The sequence below is a fragment of the Zhongshania antarctica genome, from assembly GCF_014202945.1.
Taxonomy (GTDB): domain Bacteria; phylum Pseudomonadota; class Gammaproteobacteria; order Pseudomonadales; family Spongiibacteraceae; genus Spongiibacter; species Spongiibacter antarcticus.
This window is the reverse complement of record NZ_JACHHW010000008.1, coordinates 92,436-113,205: the sequence shown is the minus strand read 5'-3', so window position 1 is coordinate 113,205 and position 20,770 is coordinate 92,436. Positions and strand designations below refer to the sequence as shown.

The window sequence follows — 20,770 nt, the reverse complement described above, 5'->3', positions numbered from 1 at the left end:
TATCTGAGCACCTACTACCGGCACCAAAGTGCCTGTAGTAGGTTTAAGTTCAAGTCTTACATTGCGAAGTAAAACTTTGCCCCCAATGACAGCATGTCGACATCTGTGTCGTCGATATCATAACGATCAAAGCCAACGGTAAGGTGGAGTTCGCGACTCACCTGAAATGCAGCGCCAATACCAAAATAGATATCCGTGCCATCGTCACTTTCAGTAGATCTCAAGCCGCCCAAAGTAATAGCAGCATCGGTATCCCATGCAATTAGGCCCGCCCGTCCGGTTAGTTCAAATCCAGGCTGCAGGGGGATGAATAAACCTAAGCCAGCGAACGCGCCAGTAGTTTCTGCCGTAAAAGAATCTGTACCGCTACTCCCAGACACCTCTCCTAGATCAACATAGCCACCCTCAATCGCGACATTCGGACCCATACGCACACCAATGCCCATGGTATAGCCGTTGTCTTCGTCATCAACGTTAGAACCGCTGTCCAAATCGTAGCTGGTTTTACCAAACTGACCAGTAACATACATTGTCGCCGTCTGAGCCAGTGTAGTCGCCGGTAAGACTGCTGCCATCAATACCGCTGCCAAACCCAAGTTCTTATTCATAACGCTTTCCCCGCATAAATAATAGTAAAGACCAGCAAAAATACTGGTACTTCAACGCGCGAATCACCCTGAGTGATTTATAACAACCCCCAATACATGCCCGAGCGCCGCGTCGATCATAGCAAGAGCGCCTCTACTTCCGCTAGATGCATTCATGTAAAAGCCCTAAGTAACAAGCAGCTTCAGCCTGCAAAGTATTAGCCGAGTGAATCCCGTATACTGGCCAATCAATTTGGCTAGCGATGGCCAACCATTCAGCCAAGTCGCGACGGGTTTATGCCTATCTCAACGCCCACTTTAGCAGATAACTTCGTTGCCCCGCCCTGCGCGGAGAAGATCAGCATTCTGATCCAAGATGAACACATCTTAGTCATTAATAAGCCCAGCGGTCTGCTGAGCCTTTCAGGCAAAAATCCGCTCAACAAAGACTCGGTTCACTACCGATTAGTTCAACAATTTCCCACTGCCACACTGGCCCACCGCCTCGATTTAGGCACCTCAGGCCTTATGATTATTGCCTTGAATAAACCCGCAAACGCGCAGCTCACCGCGCAATTTCAGCAGCGTAGTATTGGAAAAACCTATATCAGTGTAGTAGCCGGTCACGTACAACGTGACACTGGCTATATAGAGGAGCCGATTGCCAAAGATCTGGCAAACTTCCCTCAGCAAAAGATTTGCCATACCACAGGCAAGCAGGCACAAAGTCATTATCAGGTGTTAGAGCGTCTGGATAACCCACCTCGCAGCCGTATTAGGTTTACCCCGCAAACCGGTCGAACCCACCAACTTCGCATCCACAGCCAAGCGCTAGGTCACCCCATTTTAGGCTGCGACCTTTATGGTACACCTCAGACGCGGGGCATGGCCGCGCGCTTACTGCTCCACGCAGACAGTATTGCGTTTTGCCACCCCATAAGCGCCGAGCCGATTACCGTGCACTGCCCCTGCCCATTTTAACGGCTCCGATAGCCGTGCTGGACACGACCTGGACTGCCGCGTCGATTATATTTATGGCGATTTGGGGGCGTCCGCCGACAAACTACTTGCGGGCAAAAATAGACTACTGGGCCAAAACACTGATTTAAATTTAATTTTTGAAGTTCAATACGCCGCAATAACCGAACTAGACATTATGCGGCGTATTCGCGCTGGCTGAATGGGCTTGGCGATCCGCGTGGCCTACGATAATTTTGGCGCTGGCGATCAGCACTTAATATATTACAGGCTACTGTCACCCCTTAATGCGACGGTGCAGCATATCGGCATCCATTATTTTCAAGGCGACTTCTTTGGCCGCCCAACAGAAATGGCGCCATACGCTACCGCTGCACATCTAATTTTTAGTTAAGCGCGACGCCTACCACTCGGTTCCGTCCGGTTTGCTTTGCCTTGTACAACTGCTCATCCGCCGCACCCAGCAAGACTTCCTCTGACTTCCCCTCGCTCGGCACAGTAGTCGCCACACCCACACTAATGGTGACGTAATCTGCATTGGCAGATTGTGCATGCGGCATCGCTAAGTTTTCTATCTGCAAACGCAGGCTTTCTGCCTTGCTCATCGCACCGGCCAGATCGGTTTCTGGCATCAAGCAAACAAATTCTTCACCGCCATACCGAGCAGCCAAATCTCGGCCTCGCCAATTGCTTTCCGCGAGCGAGCTCGCGACTCGCTTCAGGCAATTGTCTCCGTCCAAGTGGCCATAATGGTCGTTGTATTTTTTAAAGTGATCGACATCAACCATAATAAGTGACAGGGAACTCCCCGCTCGACGACACGCGCGCCACTCCGCATCTAAGCGTTCATCAAAAAAACGACGATTAGGAATGCGAGTCAGGCCGTCAATCGACGCCAATGCCCGCAAAGCATCTGATTGCATTTTTAAGGTCAAATGGGTTTTTACTCGGGCTCGCACTACTGCAGGGTTCACTGGCTTGGTAATAAAATCAACCGCACCCACTTCCAAACCACGGGTCTCTTCTTCAGGACTATCTTGCGAAGTAACGAAGATTATCGGTATATTCTGAGTCTCAACATCGGCCTTGAGTATTTTACACACCTCTATACCGTCCATATCCGGCATCAGCACGTCGAGCAGAATTAAATCTGGCCGCTTTTGACGACACACTTCAATAGCTTGCTGACCGCTCGTCGCCATAAACACTTCGCTATCCTTAGCAAAAACCTGATATAGCGCCTGAATATTAACGGGCTGATCATCAACCACTAATAGCCGAGGTCGCTCTAATACTACCGCGGCGGGGATCAACCCCGATGTTAGTGTGGACTTCAGTTCACTCATAACCGTAACCCAATATTGCACATAGCATAGCGATCACATAAATTTTTGTACAAATCAGTTTTCCCTCATCACATTTAATGCCTCGAGCGCTGCCGCAAAATCAAGCGCCGCCATCGCTTCTCGCACCTTGATTGCCGGTTCACTATCGACCATAAATATAGCACGTAAATTTTCAAAGCTATCCAGTGCGCTCATATTGCTATCTTTAAGAAATAGCGCGAACTCGTCTAGCTTAGCGTTGGTACCCTCATCGATAAACGGTGGAGGCGTCATTTCCCGCTCGGGCGACGCCAGCGCGTCCGCAAGTTTAAGCATAACGTCGCAAGCTTCTTCGAGATAAACCTCGGTAGCGTTTAGCAAAGTCTCGATAACTGGCACTTCAACTAGGCCTTTCGCCGCCATCTCAAGTTCGGAGAGTCGGCTGGCTAGGGCTTGCGCACCCAAGGTTCCCGCCACACCACGCAAAGTATGCAGCTCCCTAACCGCATTCGGTCTACTCCCCTTTTGAATGAGTACAAGTACTTTGCGAAGGTCATCACGGTGACGGCTAGCAAACATCCTTGCCTGACTAGCATATAGCTCTCGATTATTTCCCAGCCGCAGCAAAGCCTCTTTAAAGGCAAAACCGTTGGGGGCCTCCGGTAGAACCGCGCGCTCTTCATTCTTGTTTTCCGCATCAAGCGGCGAATTTGACTTCGTGCGCCCGCAAACGGTTTGTAAAACCGCGACCAGTTCGGCTAAATCAAAGGGCTTACCGATATGATCGTTCATTCCCGCCGCTAAGCAGGCAGCGCGATCCGCAGGCATCGCATTTGCAGTCATGGCGACAATGGGTAAATAATTTAATTTTAAGGTTTCACGAATTTCTCTGGTCGCGGTATAACCATCCATCACTGGCATTTGAATATCCATTAATACCGCATCAAAAGGCAAATCCGCATGACGAATACTGTCTAAGGCTATTTGACCATTATCAGCCACGACGATTTCAGCGCCCTCAATAGCGAGCAGCTCCCGCGCAACCTGTTGGTTAGTGATATTATCTTCCACCAAGAGTATGCGCATGCCAACAAGTCCGTCATTAGCAGTTTTCGACTGCTGTATACCTGTATTAAGCTCAGCAGATTTTCCGGCTAAGGCCTCTATAATTGTATTGTAAATATCTGAGGCGGTAACCGGCTTCATCAAAAAGCCATCAAGCGATGTATTGATGGTCTCTTCTTGTTGCTCAAACACTTCTTTAGCGTGACCAGTTACCATCACTAACCGAGGGGTTTGGGTATCTGCGCAAAGCGCTTGAATCGCATTTGCGGTCTGCCAACCATCTAAGCCCGGCATCATCCAATCGATAAATACAATATCATAGGGCTTAGCTTCACTAAGGCTCTGCTTAATTAGCGCTAGGCCAGTATCGCCACTTTCGGCCTCTTCTACATCCCAGCCGAGGTTTTTACAAATTCCTGAAATAATCTCACGCGCATGAGCGTTATCATCTAATACGAGTAGCCGGAGATTCTCATACTCCACGGGTAGTACACGCTGCGCAGGCTCGCACTGCGCTTTGTTTGCAACCGCCTCAACAATAAGAGAAAAGGAAAAGGTACTGCCTTTGCCCTCTTCGCTCTCGACTTCCAACTCACCACCCATCATCCGAATTAGTCGCTGGCATATCACCAAGCCAAGACCTGTTCCACCAAATCGTCGGGTAGTCGCTGCTTCTGCCTGGGTAAAAGATTCAAAAACACGTTTTTGCTGATCTGCCGACATGCCTATGCCGGTGTCACTGACCTTAAACCCCAGCACCATGCGATTTTTGCGTTCATGTTGTACAAAAACCGACAGCATCACCTCGCCGTACTCGGTAAATTTAATCGCATTCCCTGCCAGGTTAATGAGAATTTGTTTTATCCTCAAGGAATCACCCAGCACTGTTTTTGGCACAGCAGGGTCAATATTGAAAAGTATTTCAACATTCTTATCGCTAATATTCATACTCAAAATAACAGCGATATCTTTCAATATCTCGTCTATGGAAAATGGTCTATTTTCTAAAAGTAGCTTGCCAGCTTCAATTTTAGAAAAGTCGAGAATATCATTAATAATTCCCAATAACGCTTCGGCAGCACCGCTGGCTTTTACAACGTAATCTAACTGCCGACTTGTCATATCGGTGTACTTCAATAAATTCAGCATACCCAACACGGCGTTCATTGGCGTGCGAATTTCATGACTCATATTCGCTAAAAACTCGCCTTTCGTCTTACTCGCCTCTTCGGCCAATGCTTTAGCCTTCAACAACTCAGCTTGCTGCTGCTTCTGCAAGGTCAGGTCTCGCGCAATACCAATATAGCCGCTTACCTTACCTTTCTTATCGTACAATGTATTACTTTTGAGCAAAACGGGAATTTGCGTCCCGTCCTTGCGAACAAACGTCCACTCTTTTTCAAAATTCACATCTTGAGTAATAATCTTGCCATTACTGTCTATCAGCGTTTTATGATCTAATTGCGCCAAGCGTTTTAATTCAGCCTCTATTTCTTCTTTTATAAACATCACCTGCATGGTCTTTTTATTCACCATCTCACTGGCGCTATAACCGAGCATAGCTTCTGCTGCTGGATTAAAGAGCGTTATGGTGCCGTCAGGTTTGTTTGCAAAAATAGCGTAGCCAGCATTGGCTAAAATAGCGTCTTGCAAAACGCCAGACGCTTCTAGCTCACTGGTGCGCGCGGCAACTTGCTCTTCTAAGCGGTGATTCAACTCCACTAGCTGCGCCTGAGCCGCCTTCATATCGCTAATATCCCGAATAATATTAGCAGCGGCAAATATTCTTCCGTTAGCACCCTTAACGGGAGAGACTGTTATTGACACAAAAATGACCTGACCATTCTGATCACGACGATGCGTCTCAAAATTTGGGATCGTTTCACCATTAAAAACCCGCTTCCGAAGCATAATCGCTTCGTCTTCCAAGTCTCTAGGTACAACTAAGTTGTTCATGGTCTGGCCGACAACTTGCTCTGCAGGATAACCAAACATTCGCTGTGCGGCATCGTTCCAGCTATGAATAACGCCATCAATGGTTTCACTGATAATGGCGTCATTAGACCCCTCCACAATCGCAGCCATTGACGAATTCTGTCGTGCAGACTGCTCTCGGCGTCGAATATTTATTGCCACGAGGTACAAAAAAACCAAGGTAATAAAGAACAAGCTAAGCAGTATGATAAGATTATATGTTCGCGCCGCGCTCACCGCTTGATCAACTACATTATCGGACGCTAAAACCGCTACGCCCAAATAGTGATCGTCATCATAATAGTTTTCGCGAGCCGCAATATAAAATAGACCGCCATCACTTATTCGATTTATTTTATTTTCGTTGCCACTAAATTTTTTATTAAACTCATCTTGCCAACGAAACGATTCGCCCAATTCAAAGCCAAAAGCTCGACCAGACTCTGGGTGCATAAGAAAATCGCCTTCGGAATTCACCAGATAGACATACTCATCGGCCGAAAAGTCAGCGCCTATCGTAGAAAAAATTTCAAGCAAATTTACATTTATAACGATTACACCAAACGCATTTCCAGCCTTATCGAAAACCACAGTAGCGAGTCTTAAGGTTGGGATATGAGGAACTTCTATTTCGCCAAATTCACGATTAAGGTCAATTTTCGACACATATACTTCGCCAACATCTCTATTCAATGTTTCGAGAAAATAATCTCGGTCAGCTTTTTGTTGTAATTTCTCAGCGCCAACCACCGTGATTTTATTTTCTTTTCTATCAACACGAACCAACTCACGACCTTGATCGGCAACGCCGATATAGCGAACTTGCTGAACGCCTGACTGGATTTCTAAGTACGCGGAGAAAATTTCCTGTAGCCGTTGCTCCCATACCTCAGTAGCGTTATTAACCTGAGGATCGACTCCGCCATTATTTCTAGCCCTGATAATACCTTGTATCGGCGGAGTGCCGGCAAGGAATAGAGTATCCCTTTTTAAACGCTCGATGCTCGCCATAAACGCTTTGCTTCGTTCATCGACTGCATTGCGCAAATGATTTTCTAATTGGCGCTCTTCTTTTAGACGAACATTATGATCAGATACCGGAATCATTAACACGGTAACAACAACAATGAGCAACAAGGCAAGAGACAGAAATCTCATCTTGAATGTGGTGATAATTACTTTTAACGCTTTAATCACTCAATTGCCTCTTTACACTTTAGAAAACCAACGCAGAGTATATTGCACGAAACCTATACACCGCTTGCGGTCGGAGAGAAACCAGCCTTACCAATAGGCATAAAGACTGGTCATAGCAATTTTAGTTGCCTAAAAACACCATTACGGAAAGTCGCACGTGCAAATAGCACCAAAAAAGATTCGACAAAATAAAACAAAAACAGTGACTTATCATAGCATATACGATTTATAGCACGTAGCATTCGCAATGCCGGTAATTGCTATTATTGTGAATTAATCAACATTCTTAACGGCCAGCAAGGGATGACCACTATGAATAGCAAGATGATTCATACACCTACAACACTAGCGACTGCCGTTTATGCAATAGCCTTTTTTCGGTCAGATTTTCGAGAGCATGCCAGTAGATGGACCTGGAGGGATTGAGCTAGCAAGGCCAGCAACTCATTCTTATTATGCAAAGCAATCGGTCAGAACAGCTAATATTAGGGGGTATGGTAACGCCCTTCAACTTACCGCTGACACCCCGTAAGTACTGGACATACAAATGAAAAAAGTTGGTCATTGTAATGTGGCATTGCAACCTCGAAGAACACAGTTAGGCACGCTTGAGGCCAGATCAGTGTATGGCTGCGCACCTTTTCCACAGTTATAATTTAGTCTTCAAATAGGCTCGCCCCAAGGGCTGCGATAAACGCTTGCGCCAGTACAGCGCAGGGCAGTCCAAATTAGAACGAATTCAATAGCCGCGCGAATATGTCACCAATGTTCACATCGCAGCAGTCAAAAGTCGCGGCTCAGTCACCGCCGCTCTAGTCAGGGATTCGATTTCGCCACCTACATCGCCGACAAAGGATTTGCGAGGACAGCCGCAAGCCACTAAATATTGTAAAATTTCATTTAAAGAGCGCCTTTTCAGCGGCATATCTTCATTTTCATAGATATTTAACACCCTTCCCTCTAGCGCAATTGCTGCGACATAAGCCCCGCTCGGTAATAGATGAATAAATACCTCGGACAATGGCAAGGCTGCAAGCTGATCAGTAAATACTTTGGTCATAAATCACCTTTTATTCTTAACAACACACAAGATACTTTTGGTAACACCCGATGTTATCCTACGTAAAAACCTAAGAAATCGATGCACGAAAAATAGCCACTAAGCACTCACCATCGAGCTTTACAGCTTAGCTATACGGGTTGTAGCAAAAACAAGGCCAAGAACAATTCCCAGGTACTCAAGATGCCGATACAGACACTAACAACGACCTAAGCTTTGATATACTGGGTAGCAAACGAACTTAAACACTATAATTCCCCAAAAACTGCCAAATTTGGAAGCCAATATGAATCCAGTACCGACACTCGTCGACGCGTCACTCACAGTCAACGCCGGCTATGCCACACTCCGCTTTGAGCGCGACGACCTCCGTAACGCCCTTACTGGCACAAACCTGATCAATGATTTGTGTGACACTATCGCCTGGGCGAATGCCAACAAAGCGATCTCCACCCTAATTATTACGGGCGCAGGCAAGGCTTTCAGCTCCGGCGGCAATGTGAAAGAAATGCGCGACAAACAGGGTATGTTCGGCGGCAGCCAAGCGGAAATCAGCGCCAGCTACCGCAATGGCATTCAGCGCATATCTCGAGCTATGCACAACGCGGACATAGTGACCATTGCCGCAGTCAATGGCGCGGCGGTTGGCGCGGGCTTTGACTTATGCAGCATGGCCGATTTGCGCATAGGCTGTGAACACACTCGGTTTGGCGAGACTTTTATTAATCTAGGGATAATTCCCGGCGACGGTGGCGCATGGTTTTTGCAACGTTTAGTAGGCTACCAACGCGCCGCAGAATTGAGCTTTAGCGGCCGAATTATCGATAGCAAAGAAGCCTTAGAAATGGGGATATTACTCGAATGTGTCGCTACCGAGGATTTAATGGCCACGGCAGAGCGTTATGCTCAAGATTACGCCGCTAAGCCACCTCTGGCACTGCGGCAGACCAAACGACTAATGAAACTGGCCCAACGCCAAGAGTTAGGTGACTTTTTGGACGTCTGCGCCGATGTTCAAGCACAATGCCACCACACCAAGGACCATCACCGCGCCGTTGACGCATTTGTGAATAAAACGACCGCCCGATTTGAAGGAAACTAATACCAAACTAAGGCTAGCCATATAGCTAGCCTTTAAGCTGGGGAGACCTCGGTTTTATCAACGACGCCTTTGCCTTCTTCGAATACTTCCATGGTGACCTTAAAACCCCACAAGCGACTAAGATGCTTAAGAACTTCAGTGGCATCGTCGGTAAGCGGCCGCTCCCGCAAGCGGTTATAACGCAGCACCAAGGACCGGTCGCCCATGTGCTCGTAACGAACAATCTGAATATCAGGCACTAATACATCGCGATTGTATTGTTTGGAGAGTAAACGGCGCACCTCACGGTAGCCTTCTTCATTGTGAATAGCCTCAACCCGCAAGTGATCTGCCTTGTGTGCATCGGCGATGGCGAACAAATGAAATTCGCGGATCAACTTCGGGGATAAATACTGGGCAATAAAAGACTCATCTTTGTAATTGCGCATGGCAAAGTCCAGCACATCGCGCCAGTCTTTATCGACGATATCGGGGAACCATTCTCGGTCCTCGTCATCCGGCTCTTCACAGATCCGTCGAATATCGCGCATCATCGCAAAGCCCAAAGCATAGGGATTTATGCCTGAATAGCCGGGGTGGTCAAAACCAGGCTGCATCACCACATTGGTGTGGGACTGCAAAATTTCAAACATAAAACCGTCATCAACCAAGCCGCGGTCGTACATGCTATTTAACAAGGTATAGTGCCAAAAGGTGGCCCAGCCTTCGTTCATCACCTTGGTTAAACCCTGAGGATAAAAATACTGGGCCAGTTTGCGCACAATCCGCACAATCTCACGCTGCCAGGGTTCAAGGGTGGGCGAGTACTTTTCAATAAAGTACAGCAGATTTTCTTGAGGCTCAGGGGGAAATATTCGCTTTTTCTTTTTAACATTGGCGCCATCATCACGCTTGTGGGGCAATGTTCGCCATATATCGTCGTATTGCTTCCAGGCATGTTCTTCACGTTCATGCTGACGCTGAAGTTCGTCCTCTGCCGACAGTGGTGAGGGACGATGAAAGCGATCTACGCCGTGATCCATCAAGGCGTGACAGGCATCCAAGGTCTCCTCTACGCGATCTTCGCCATAACGTTGCTCACACTCAAAAATATACTTTCGAGCAAACACCATGTAATCGACGATGGCGTCAGCACTGGTCCACTGCCTAAATAAATAATTGCCTTTAAAAAAGGAGTTGTGTCCATAACAGGCATGGGCAATAACCAATGCCTGCATGGGCATGCTATTGTCTTCCATTAAATAGGCAATACAGGGGTCGGAGTTAATCACCAGCTCATAGGCCAGCCCCCGCTGACCGCGCCGGTAGGCCTCCTCGTTTTGGATAAATTCCTTACCGTAACTCCAGTGCGCATAGCTTATTGGCAAGCCGACAGACGCGTAGGCGTCGAGCATTTGCTCGGAGGCAATGACCTCGATCTGATTGGGATAGGTATCAAGACCAAACTCTTTGGCGATAATGCCTATTTCTTTGTCGTAGCGCTGCAACAGCTCAAAGTCCCAATCGCCACCCCGCGATAACACGCTGTCTTTCAAAGACCTCATGCCGTCTCCTTCTGAAATAGCTCACGTAAAACGGGGTAAACATCACCGCGATCCATCACGGTGCTCATGGCAAACGCCGTATCCCGGATTTGACTATACGCGGCGGCCAAGGGAGTAATACTACTGGTGCTATCGGGAATTTCGACGTAAGCAAAATACCTACACTGGGGCAATATGTCTTTACTGAGACGCATCGCGCTGCGCTGGGGGTCACTGCCAAAGGCATCGCCGTCAGACACCTGAGCGCCGTATATATTCCACTGGCTAGGCGAGTAACGATCTTCAAGAATTTCGATCATTAAATTAAGCGCCGACATCACCACCGTACCGCCGGTTTGGGGGTCGTGGAAAAACGCGTGCTCATCCACTTCCTCAGCGTTTGAAGTATGGCGAATAAAGACCAACTCTACGTGTTCGTATTTGCGGCTAAGAAAAAGGTAAAGCAAGGTAAAAAAGCGCTTGGCCAGATCCTTTTTCTGCTCCGACATCGACGCCGACACATCCATTAAGCAAAACATCACAGCGCGACTAATGGGCTTGGGTTCTTTTACGCGATGACGGAAACGCAGATCGTATTCGTCTAAAAATGGAATACGTTCAATCCGTTTTTCCAGTGCGGCAATATCCTCGGCCGAGCCAGCACCCGCTTTCAATTCGGCTAATTCACGATTCAACGGTGCGCGCAGGGCGATGCGTCGCGCCATGGCATTTTGCAGCGAGCGCGGCACCGACAAATTTGCCGGCACCCCACTTGGCGTGTAACCCGCGCGGCGATAGGTAAACTGCTTTGAATCACCCAGCACATTCCGCGCCAAACGGGGCAGTTCAAGATCGTCAAAAAATAGGTTCATAAACTCTTCTTTGGAGAGTGTGAACATAAAGTTATCTTGACCTTCCTCCCCCTGACCTTCGCCACTGCCAGAGCCGCCGCCCCCACCAGAAGGAGGCTTAGCAATACGGTCACCGGTGGTGAACTCCTTATTGCCAGGATGCACCATTTCGCGGTCGCCACCGCGACCAACGCGAAACTTTGGTTCGGAAATATCTTTTACCGGAATACCGACCTCGCCACCCCGCGACATGTCGGTAATCGAGCGGTCGGCGACAATATCGGCGACCGATCTGCGCAGCTGCGCCTTGTAACGCCTGATAAAACGCTGGCGATTGCTGGCGTTTTTATTGCGATCATTCAGGCGGCGGTCAATGATCATTGACATATTACGCCCCTTTCATTGACTGAGTATTAACCCGATTTTCTAACCCGCAAATACCACTCGGACAACAGTCTGACCTGTTTCGGGGTATAACCCTTCTCAACCATACGCGTCACAAAGTTCTCGTGCTTCTGCTTATCTTCCACAGAGGCTTTGGCGTTGAAGGAAATAACGGGCAACAGCTCCTCGGTACTTGAGAACATTTTCTTCTCAATGACCTCGCGCAATTTTTCGTAGCTCGTCCAGCTGGGGTTGCGGCCCTCGTTCTGCGCCCTCGCCCGCAACACAAAATTAACAATTTCGTTGCGGAAGTCTTTGGGGTTGGCAATGCCCGCAGGTTTCTCAATTTTTTCCAGTTCACTGTTTAAAGTGCCGCGATCAAAAATTGCGCCGGTTTCTGGATCCCGATAATCTTCATCTTGAATCCAGTAATCGGCAAAGGTCACGTAGCGATCAAAAATATTCTGACCGTACTCAGAGTAAGACTCCAAATACGCGGTTTGAATTTCTTTGCCCACATACTCGGCGTAGCGCACCGCCAACCAGCCCTTAATAAATTCAAGGTAGACGCGCTGAGTGTCCTCCGGCAATTGCTCCCGAAGAATCCGCTGTTCCAGCACATACATTAAATGCACAGGGTTGGCTGCAATCTCGGCGTTGTCGTAATTAAATACCGCCGACAATACCTTAAAAGCGAATCGGGTCGACATGCCGGTCATGCCCTCGTCGATACCGGCGTAATCGCGGTACTCCTGAAAGGACTTGGCAGCCGGATCAGTGTCTTTTAAGGACTCGCCGTCGTAGACCCGCATTTTTGAGTAAATACTGGAATTCTCTGGCTCTTTGAGGCGCGACAAAACCGTAAACTGGGCCAGCATTTCAAGCGTTCCGGGTGCGCAGGGCGCCTTAGACAAGGAACTGTGGCGCATTAATTTCTCGTAGATTTTTACTTCTTCCGACACTTGTAAACAGTAGGGAACCTTGACGATATACACCCGATCAAGGAATGCCTCATTGTGTTTGTCGTTTCTAAAGGTCAACCATTCCGACTCATTGGAGTGAGCCAAGATGACCCCTTGAAATGGGATCGCAGAGAACCCTTCGGTGCCTTTGTAATTGCCCTCTTGGGTGGCCGTTAACAGCGGGTGCAGCATTTTAATTGGGGCTTTGAACATCTCCACAAATTCAAGCAGGCCTTGGTTGGCCAAACACAGGCCACCGGAGTAGGAGTATGCATCGGGATCGTCTTGGGCGTAGGCTTCAAGTTTGCGAATATCCACCTTACCAACCAAGGTCGATATATCTTGGTTGTTCTCGTCACCAGGCTCGGTTTTTGTGACGGCAATCTGCTTCAAGACCGAGGGTTGAATTCGTACCACGCTGAATTTTGTTAAATCACCTTCGTACTCATCAAGGCGTTTAATCGCCCAAGGTGACGACAAGCCAGTGAGATAGCGAGCAGGAATACCGTATTCTTTTTCAAGTTGCTCACCGTCGCGCAGGGGGTCAAACAAACCCAGTGGCGACTCGTTAATCGGCGAACCTTTCAGCGCATAAATTGGCGCCGCTTCCATTAATTTTTTTAATCTTTCTGCAATAGAGGATTTACCACCACCAACCGGGCCCAGTAAATACAAGACCTGTTTGCGCTCTTCCAAGCCTTGGGCGGCGTGTTTAAAAAACGCCACAATTTGCGCAATAACATCTTCAAGCCCGTAAAATTCTTCAAAGGCGGGATAACGTGGAATAAGACGATTTGAAAAAATACGGGACAAGCGCGGGTCTTTGCGGGTATCGATTAGCTCTGGCTCACCAATGGCGGCCAGCATACGCTCCGCAGGGGTTGCGTAAGCAAGGGGATCCTGACGACAGAGGTCTAAGTAGGCCTCAAGAGACATTTCTTCTTCACGCCCCTTCAGGTATTGCTCACGAACATTGTCTAATATGCCCATCTTTGCAATCTCCTTCTGTGCTGTGCTGCGGCGTTTAAAACCCCCACGATAAAGAAATTTTAAACGCCCTTTATGTGTGCAAGCATCTTTACTGTACTCCGTTACGAGATGACCATCCAGTTGGATTATCAATAATTTACGGAATAAAACTAAAAAATATTTGCGCGTACACGAAACTTTTAACCATTTAAGTAACAGCAAAATCATGGTGCGATTTAGCGCACACCACCATCTTGGATACTACCTATCTATAGCGGGTTTATGCCTAATGCGCCTCGACAATATTTACGCAGGCACGCACCTGAGCTCAACGTAAACTGGTCGTAAAAGCTTAAGCAAGATTGCGGCCATCACAAAAATAGGTGAGTAATTAGCGTGAAGTTGGCGCATTTTAACCGGCGTGGCGATACGTCAACAATCGCGGCGAGGCTAAGCGACAGATGCTATTCAAGCCGAATGAGCGCGCTTAGCTGGGGGCTTGGTAACGGAACAGCAATGAGAACACACCAAGCGGGCGCGACACTGAAAACAGCAATGTCGGCCATTATAAGACAGAAAATAAAAAGCGAAAAATTGGCACAAAAGCCGATTAGCGCTCAATTTGCCCGAGATTAGCGTGAATAACGCTACCATTAATAACCGGACTGTTTGCACAGAACCAAATTGTTGCGGCAATTTCGGCAGGGTCAATCAAACGCCCAAAACTGACCATGCCAGTGATACCCGCTAACACCGCCGGATCATCACCTAGCATCCCTCTTAACATGCCGGTATCAGTGAAACCTGGACAAATACACGCGCTATGAATTCCGGACCCGATCAAATCCTGAGTCGTTGCCCGCATTAAACCAATAACCCCGTGCTTACTGGCAATATAGGAGGCACAGCCCGCCACGGCTTTCTCACTTAGCGTTGAGCCCATATAAAGAATTGCGGAGCCCGGCTTCATTAGTGGTATCAGTAGCGCGTTTAACTGCTGCGGCGCCACCAGATTGACCTGCAATACCTGCCTAAAGTTTTCTGCTGCCAAATTACCCACGCTATCGCCGTCATGGCGGGCGGCATTGTGCAGCAACACCAACTGGTCAGCACTCTCGGCAACGGCTGCCAGCTCTGCGCCACAACTCTGCAACCAATCTGCCTGCTGCATATCGACACAGATCTGTTCCGCACCCTCTAAGGCGATACCTCTGCGCGATAGATTAACAATTCGGTAGCCCTCAGCCTGGAATCGCTGCGCCGTAGCGAAGCCAATGCCCTGACTGCCGCCACTGACAATCAATACTTTCTTCATTTTTTATTCCCAGTTGCCAAACTTAGTGTTCTGCACTGCCCTTAGCCTTGGCTTGCGCTAAAACGGCTATGCCGCTACGGCATCGTCGCCGCTAATCTCGACTCCAGCTCGCCGAGCCCCATTGACCGGGGCCTGAAGAGACCTTCATGATTAATTCACGAATTTCATTGCCTTCAATAAACGGCGCGTCACGCAGTAAAAGCTCTAATAAATAGCGGGCGAATTCCTCAACGGTGGTATTGCGCACGGGCAGCACCAAGGTATCTGAGATTAGGAAGGGAATTTCCTCGCCATTGAACTCAGCAATGTATTGCGCACCCTCGGTGCGAATCTGCATAAACGGTGACGCTGCGGGCAGCAAGGTGTACTCATCAAGCTGGGCACAGAGCTTACGCAAACGCGTTTTAATCTCCACATAGCTAAAACACATGCCATTGTCACCCACATCGGCGGTTAACAATAAGCTGACTTTGAAATTATGGCCGTGCAGACGCTCCCGCTCGGTGGCAGAAAAAATGGTGAAATGCGCACCGGAAAACTTCAAGTCTTCTTTGCTGATCTCAATACAGGTATAGGCTTTTACAGGCATTAGGGAGGGGGGTCCTTCTCGTTATTTTGGCAGTTCTGTGCCTTAAATCTATTTCTCTAGCTTAACGCACTCGCAACGCTCTTTGCACTCTCAGTGACCTGCATATTCTTATAAGGTCTTTAACGCCGACTCAACCTCAGCCAGCAGGGCCAATTCATCTAAGTTGGCGCCATCGATGATAATATCGGCATATTGCCTATAAAGCGGCAGACGCTCGGCGTAGACCTCAGCCAAACCTAAGCCTGGCGGCCCGGCAATACCTCGGCTATCAAGGTTTCGCACCCGGTTAAGAATCTCGTCTAGGGGAATATCCAAAAACACACAGGGGCCAAAGCGCTTTAAATGCGCCATGGCCTCGGCGCTGTATACAGCGCTACCACCGGTGGCGACAATCTGGCCGGTGAAGCGATGATTAATCAAAACCTGTGCTTCGATCTGACGCAGCGCTAAATAGCCGCGTTCATCAAGTATAGTCTGCAATGTTAAGCCTTCACGCTGCTCAATAAGACGATCGGTATCAATCAGAGGCATGCTGCGCTGCGTTGCTAAACGAACACCAATAGTCGATTTACCCGCCCCCGGCATGCCGATGAGAATAATTGCCGTTCCAGCATCAAAAGCCATAATTCACTCTACCCAAAATAAGCGCTAGCCCCTACCTTGCCACAAAGTCGGGGGCAATGGCGCAGCGCGCTAACAAAAAAGGCAGCTAACGCCTACGCGCTAGCTGCCTAAACTTATTTAGCCAAGCGCGCTTAGCGCACTATTCAGACTGAAACATTTCCAGAATGGCGGAGAAGTCGCGCTGGGCGTTACCCTTTTGGGAGAACGAGGAGTACAGGCTGCGCGCCAGCGAACCCATTGGCACCGCGCTTTGCGTAACCAGGCTATTTTCCATAGCCAGGCCCAAATCCTTAAGCATGAGCTGCACCATAAAGCCTGGTTTATAGTCATTTGACGCCGGCGCTGTAGGCATAACCTCTGGATAGGGATTGTAATTTTCTAGAGACCAGTTCTTACCAGAGCTATTGAGCATGATCTCTGACAATACCTTGGGATCTAAGCCATTGTTTGCACCCAATTGCAGCGCTTCTGCGGTGCCAATCATGTGTACTGCAAGGAGCATATTGTTGCAGATTTTAGCGATCTGACCAGCGCCGTGATCACCAGCAAGAAAAATGTTTTTCCCCATGCCTTCGAGTACTTTTTTACCCCGTTCAAAGGCCACGGTATCGCCACCACACATAAAGGCCAGCGTGCCCGCTTGGGCCGCCTTCACGCCGCCAGATACCGGCGCATCCAGCATTTGCAAACCCTGAGCAGTTGCTGCCTCACCAACCTTGCGCGCGGTTTCAGCATCGATGGTGCTGCAATCCATAAACAAAGTACCGGTGCTCGCCTTGGCGATCAAACCCTCGTCACCGAGATAGAGGCCAGCAACATGTTTGCCCGCAGGTAACATGGTAATCACCGTATCGGCGCCAGCGAGGGCATCCAACGCCGTGGCCGCCTTACTTGCACCTTGGGCAACAACTGCATCCATCGCGGCGTCTACCAAATCAAAAACCGTGACCTGATGACCAGCTTTAACAAGGTTCACAGCCATTGGCCCGCCCATATTCCCTAAACCAATAAACGCTACATTCGCCATGACACTTACCTATTTATTAGATTACTGACGGCCCAGCGGCCACCCCAATATTAAAAAATGGAACGGCCTACGCCGCCCCAAAACCTTTCCCTAGCGATTCAATTTGCTACTTACAACCGATGTCACTTATAAATCGCGCAGCGGGTTCTCTGCCCATGGCGCGGTAAAATGATGATCAATTAAAGACTGCGGTACCTCGGTCGGCGACGCGTGCTGCCACGCGGGGTTCTTGTCTTTGTCGATTAACAAAGCGCGAACACCTTCGGCGAACTCGGGCTGACGAATAATCGTGGTCGACAGCAAGGCCTCAGCCTGAAACGCCGCTTTCAAATTCAAACCCTTGCAGCGGCGAATTTGCTCGGCAATCAAGCGCGCACTCAGCGGTGAGCCTGACGCCAAGGTCGCCGCGGCTTTCTGCACCCAGGGGTTTTCAGACTGCGCAGCGATAATGCTTTTTATCACCGCAAGATCGTCGTCACCAGCGCACAGCTGCTCAATTTCTAGCGCTGCAGCCTCTACATTTCCTGCCGGTAGCGCTGCTTTCGAGCGAGTAGCAAAGCCAGCCATCAAGTCAAAAACACGCTCTTGGTTGTCCGCGACACCGGTAGACCACGCCACGTCAGTTAAGGCGTTCAACACCTCACCAGCGTACTCGTGTTCAATAAAGCCTTCGGCCAAACCAAGGTACAGGGCATCTGCCGCGTTAAACGAGGCGCCGGTTAAGGCTAGGAACAAGCCGGTTTTACCGGGCATGCGATTTAGGAAATAGCTACCACCAACATCGGGGTATAAGCCGATGGTGATTTCAGGCATGGCAAGACGGGTTTTTTCGGTGACAACCCGATAGCTGCCCGCCGCAAACACGCCCATACCGCCGCCCATAACAATACCGTGGCCCCAAACAATGACCGGCTTGTCGAATTGGTGCAGCAAATAGTCAACGCGGTATTCCTGCTCAAAAAACGCTTCTGCGTATTCACAGGGGCCACCGGGCTGCTCGACGGATGACTTATATAAAGCTTGAACATCGCCACCGGCACACAGGGCTTTTTGCCCAGCGCCATGAATAAACACACAGGCAATATCACTGCGCTCGCGCCATTCCCTGAGCTTGACCAACATCAGCTCAACCATGTTCAGGGTGAGTGAATTCAAGGTCTTTTCGACATTCAGTGTAATAACACCAACTGCAGGGCCACTCGCCGATTTACGCTCTTCAAATAAAACTTCTTCTACATGCGCCTCCATTACGCGTTCTTCCATTCTGGGCTACGCTTCTCAAGAAAGGCATTCACACCTTCTTTTTGATCTAAAGTGTCAAACAACTGAATGAAACGCTCGCGTTCCAACAGCAAGCCCTGGGGCATAACCGCTTCGCGGGGTTTGTGGATCAATTCCTTACAGAAGGTCACAGAAACGGGACTCTGCTGGGCAACCTGTGCCGCCAAGGCCAGTGCCGCTGTTTTAGCCGTACCGGATTCAACAACTTCCTCAACCAAACCAAGGCTCAGTGCTTTATCTGCCTTAATACGCTCGCCGCATAAAATAATGCGTTTCGCCCAGCCCGGACCAACCAAGGCGGTCAAACGCTGCGTACCACCAGCGCAGGGCAGCAAGCCCACTTTCGCTTCTGGCAAGGCCATTTGGGCGTGGCTTTCAGCAATGCGGATGTCACAGGCCAAGGCGCATTCCAAACCACCACCCATGGCAAAGCCATTGATCGCCGCAATTGAAACACCGCGAAAATCGGCTAAGGCTTCAAAAGCTTGGCCAAATTTCAAACCAATGTCTTGAGCAACCGCTTTGTCGCCGCTGGCAAACATTTTTAAATCTGCACCGGCTGAAAAGAATTTCTCGCCAGCGCCAGTAATCACTAGGCTGTAAATATTTTTGTCGGCATTTAAATTGGCGATCAGCTCGCGCATACCACTTAAAGATTCAGCATCCCACGTATTTGCACCGGGGTTGTCGATGGTAATCAAAGCTGTATGGTCAATGATCTCTACTTTTAGTTTTTCTGTGGGACTGTAGTTGCTCACTTAATCACCTCCAAGGCGCCATCTATTAATAAACGTCGGCCAATAATGACCCGCATAATTTCATTGGTCCCTTCCAGAATTTGATGCACGCGGCTGTCGCGAACATGGCGTTCTAGTGGGTACTCCTTAATGTAACCGTAACCGCCGTGCAATTGCAGGGCGTCATTGCAGATGGTGAAACAGGCATCGGTGGCAAAGCGTTTTGCCATGGCGCAATAGGTGCTCGCTTCTGGATCGCCGCTGTCGAGTTTAAACGCCGCCAAGCGCACCATCTGCCGCGCTGCCACCAGATCAGTGGTCATGTCCGCCAATTTAAACTGGGTGTTTTGGAAGTCGGCAATCGCCTGCCCAAACTGTTTACGCTCTTTCACGTATTCAATCGTCGCTTCCAGCGCAGCCTGAGCAGTGCCAATCGAACAGGTGGCGATATTGATACGACCGCCATCTAAACCTTTCATGGCAATTTTAAAGCCTTGGCCTTCACTGCCCAGCATATTCGCTGCCGGAACCACCACGTCTTCAAAGCTCACCGTGCGCGTTGGCTGGCTATTCCAACCCATTTTCTCTTCTTTCTTGCCGTAGCTTACACCTGGGGCGTCAGCCGGAATCGCAAAGGCACTAATGCCTTTTGGACCGTCACCACCGGTGCGCAGCATCACCACCAGCAAGTCGGTTGAGCCGGCGCCGGAGATAAACATTTTGCTGCCGTTAACAATATACTTGTCGCCATCGGCGCGGGCCGTGCTGCGCAGACTGCCCGCATCGGAACCGGCGCTGGGCTCGGTTAAGCAATAAGACGCAAGCTTTTCTCCCATCACCAACTCGCCACACCACTCCTCGATTAAGGCCGGCTTGCCGTAGGTGCCGACCATGCTGGTCGCCATATTGTGAATGGTCAAAAACGCCGCTGTAGAGGTACACCCCCGCGCCAATTCTTCAACAATCACACTGGTATCCAAGCGACTCATACCCAAACCGCCCGCGTCTTCAGGGGTATACATACCCATAAAACCGAGTTCACCGGCCTGCTTTAGCGCATCTTTCGGAAAAATATGTTCTGCGTCCCACTGGGCCGCATTTGGCTTAAATATGCCGTCGGCAAATGACCGCGCACTTTCGGCGAACGCTTTTTGATCGTCGGAAAGGTTAAAGTCCATAGGGTTCTCTTTGTTATTTAATCATCAATAAAAACGCCGCGG

Annotated in this window: 16 protein-coding genes; 2 read left to right on the top strand and 14 right to left on the bottom strand. The window is 49.1% G+C overall.

Annotated elements, in window-relative coordinates; all coding sequences use genetic code 11:
* Positions 1-56: 56 nt before the first annotated feature.
* The gene (locus HNQ57_RS14430) at positions 57-608 is read right to left on the bottom strand and encodes an outer membrane beta-barrel protein (RefSeq protein WP_184464148.1); all 552 of its coding nucleotides are present in this window, start codon (positions 606-608) and stop codon (positions 57-59) included.
* 276 nt (positions 609-884) lie between these two features.
* On the opposite strand from HNQ57_RS14430, the gene HNQ57_RS14425 reads away from it, so the two are divergent.
* Entirely contained in the window at positions 885-1,568 is a 684-nt protein-coding gene (locus HNQ57_RS14425; protein WP_184464146.1) for a pseudouridine synthase, read from the top strand.
* A gap of 383 nt (positions 1,569-1,951) precedes the next feature.
* On the opposite strand, the gene HNQ57_RS14420 is transcribed toward HNQ57_RS14425, so the two are convergent.
* The 3 genes from HNQ57_RS14420 to HNQ57_RS14410 all read right to left on the bottom strand — a co-directional run bounded on the left by HNQ57_RS14420 (position 1,952) and on the right by HNQ57_RS14410 (position 8,186).
* On the bottom strand, positions 1,952-2,911 hold the full coding sequence (locus tag HNQ57_RS14420) for a diguanylate cyclase (RefSeq protein ID WP_184464144.1): 960 nt from the start codon (positions 2,909-2,911) through the stop codon (positions 1,952-1,954).
* Positions 2,912-2,965: 54 nt separating this feature from the next.
* Positions 2,966-7,126: a response regulator gene (locus HNQ57_RS14415; RefSeq protein ID WP_184464142.1), complete on the bottom strand. Its 4,161-nt coding sequence runs from the start codon at positions 7,124-7,126 to the stop codon at positions 2,966-2,968.
* Between the two features lie 769 nt (positions 7,127-7,895).
* Entirely contained in the window at positions 7,896-8,186 is a 291-nt protein-coding gene (locus tag HNQ57_RS14410; RefSeq protein ID WP_184464139.1) for a DUF6482 family protein, read from the bottom strand.
* A 286-nt stretch (positions 8,187-8,472) separates the two neighbouring features.
* On the opposite strand from HNQ57_RS14410, the gene HNQ57_RS14405 reads away from it, so the two are divergent.
* A complete protein-coding gene (locus HNQ57_RS14405) occupies positions 8,473-9,288 on the top strand; it encodes an enoyl-CoA hydratase-related protein (RefSeq protein WP_184464136.1) in 816 nt (271 codons plus the stop codon).
* Between the two features lie 32 nt (positions 9,289-9,320).
* Here HNQ57_RS14405 and HNQ57_RS14400 read toward each other — a convergent pair whose 3' ends face one another.
* From HNQ57_RS14400 to HNQ57_RS14355, 10 genes are all read right to left on the bottom strand, one after another.
* Complete coding sequence (locus tag HNQ57_RS14400) at positions 9,321-10,832, bottom strand: SpoVR family protein (RefSeq protein WP_184464134.1); 1,512 nt, start codon at positions 10,830-10,832, stop codon at positions 9,321-9,323.
* Positions 10,829-12,049, bottom strand: coding sequence for a YeaH/YhbH family protein (locus tag HNQ57_RS14395; RefSeq protein WP_184464133.1), 1,221 nt, complete (start codon positions 12,047-12,049; stop codon positions 10,829-10,831). The genes HNQ57_RS14400 and HNQ57_RS14395 overlap by 4 nt, the downstream gene beginning before the upstream one ends.
* Before the next feature lie 26 nt (positions 12,050-12,075).
* Entirely contained in the window at positions 12,076-13,998 is a 1,923-nt protein-coding gene (locus tag HNQ57_RS14390; protein ID WP_184464131.1) for a PrkA family serine protein kinase, read from the bottom strand.
* A gap of 589 nt (positions 13,999-14,587) precedes the next feature.
* A complete protein-coding gene (locus HNQ57_RS14385; RefSeq protein WP_184464129.1) occupies positions 14,588-15,292 on the bottom strand; it encodes an SDR family NAD(P)-dependent oxidoreductase in 705 nt (234 codons plus the stop codon).
* A gap of 91 nt (positions 15,293-15,383) precedes the next feature.
* Complete coding sequence (locus HNQ57_RS14380; protein ID WP_008246296.1) at positions 15,384-15,881, bottom strand: 6-pyruvoyl trahydropterin synthase family protein; 498 nt, start codon at positions 15,879-15,881, stop codon at positions 15,384-15,386.
* 108 nt (positions 15,882-15,989) lie between these two features.
* On the bottom strand, positions 15,990-16,505 hold the full coding sequence (locus HNQ57_RS14375; protein ID WP_184464127.1) for a shikimate kinase: 516 nt from the start codon (positions 16,503-16,505) through the stop codon (positions 15,990-15,992).
* 139 nt (positions 16,506-16,644) lie between these two features.
* Positions 16,645-17,532, bottom strand: a complete 888-nt coding sequence (gene mmsB / locus HNQ57_RS14370) for a 3-hydroxyisobutyrate dehydrogenase (protein ID WP_184464125.1) — start codon at positions 17,530-17,532, stop codon at positions 16,645-16,647.
* Between the two features lie 126 nt (positions 17,533-17,658).
* Positions 17,659-18,795, bottom strand: a complete 1,137-nt coding sequence (locus HNQ57_RS14365; RefSeq protein WP_226968245.1) for an enoyl-CoA hydratase/isomerase family protein — start codon at positions 18,793-18,795, stop codon at positions 17,659-17,661.
* Complete coding sequence (locus HNQ57_RS14360) at positions 18,780-19,571, bottom strand: enoyl-CoA hydratase (protein WP_184464123.1); 792 nt, start codon at positions 19,569-19,571, stop codon at positions 18,780-18,782. The genes HNQ57_RS14365 and HNQ57_RS14360 overlap by 16 nt, the downstream gene beginning before the upstream one ends.
* The gene (locus tag HNQ57_RS14355; protein WP_184464121.1) at positions 19,568-20,728 is read right to left on the bottom strand and encodes an acyl-CoA dehydrogenase family protein; all 1,161 of its coding nucleotides are present in this window, start codon (positions 20,726-20,728) and stop codon (positions 19,568-19,570) included. The genes HNQ57_RS14360 and HNQ57_RS14355 overlap by 4 nt, the downstream gene beginning before the upstream one ends.
* Positions 20,729-20,770: the final 42 nt, after the last annotated feature.

Bases quoted from the DNA above. Each gene is read 5' to 3' on its own strand.
- HNQ57_RS14430 (WP_184464148.1), bottom strand. From the start codon at position 608: ATGAATAAGAACTTGGGTTTGGCAGCGGTATTGATGGCAGCAGTCTTA.
- HNQ57_RS14425 (WP_184464146.1), top strand. From the start codon at position 885: ATGCCTATCTCAACGCCCACTTTAGCAGATAACTTCGTTGCCCCGCCC.
- HNQ57_RS14420 (WP_184464144.1), bottom strand. From the start codon at position 2,911: ATGAGTGAACTGAAGTCCACACTAACATCGGGGTTGATCCCCGCCGCG.
- HNQ57_RS14410 (WP_184464139.1), bottom strand. From the start codon at position 8,186: ATGACCAAAGTATTTACTGATCAGCTTGCAGCCTTGCCATTGTCCGAG.
- HNQ57_RS14405 (WP_184464136.1), top strand. From the start codon at position 8,473: ATGAATCCAGTACCGACACTCGTCGACGCGTCACTCACAGTCAACGCC.
- HNQ57_RS14400 (WP_184464134.1), bottom strand. From the start codon at position 10,832: ATGAGGTCTTTGAAAGACAGCGTGTTATCGCGGGGTGGCGATTGGGAC.
- HNQ57_RS14395 (WP_184464133.1), bottom strand. From the start codon at position 12,049: ATGTCAATGATCATTGACCGCCGCCTGAATGATCGCAATAAAAACGCC.
- HNQ57_RS14390 (WP_184464131.1), bottom strand. From the start codon at position 13,998: ATGGGCATATTAGACAATGTTCGTGAGCAATACCTGAAGGGGCGTGAA.
- HNQ57_RS14385 (WP_184464129.1), bottom strand. From the start codon at position 15,292: ATGAAGAAAGTATTGATTGTCAGTGGCGGCAGTCAGGGCATTGGCTTC.
- HNQ57_RS14380 (WP_008246296.1), bottom strand. From the start codon at position 15,881: ATGCCTGTAAAAGCCTATACCTGTATTGAGATCAGCAAAGAAGACTTG.
- HNQ57_RS14375 (WP_184464127.1), bottom strand. From the start codon at position 16,505: ATGGCTTTTGATGCTGGAACGGCAATTATTCTCATCGGCATGCCGGGG.
- mmsB (WP_184464125.1), bottom strand. From the start codon at position 17,532: ATGGCGAATGTAGCGTTTATTGGTTTAGGGAATATGGGCGGGCCAATG.
- HNQ57_RS14365 (WP_226968245.1), bottom strand. From the start codon at position 18,795: ATGGAAGAACGCGTAATGGAGGCGCATGTAGAAGAAGTTTTATTTGAA.
- HNQ57_RS14355 (WP_184464121.1), bottom strand. From the start codon at position 20,728: ATGGACTTTAACCTTTCCGACGATCAAAAAGCGTTCGCCGAAAGTGCG.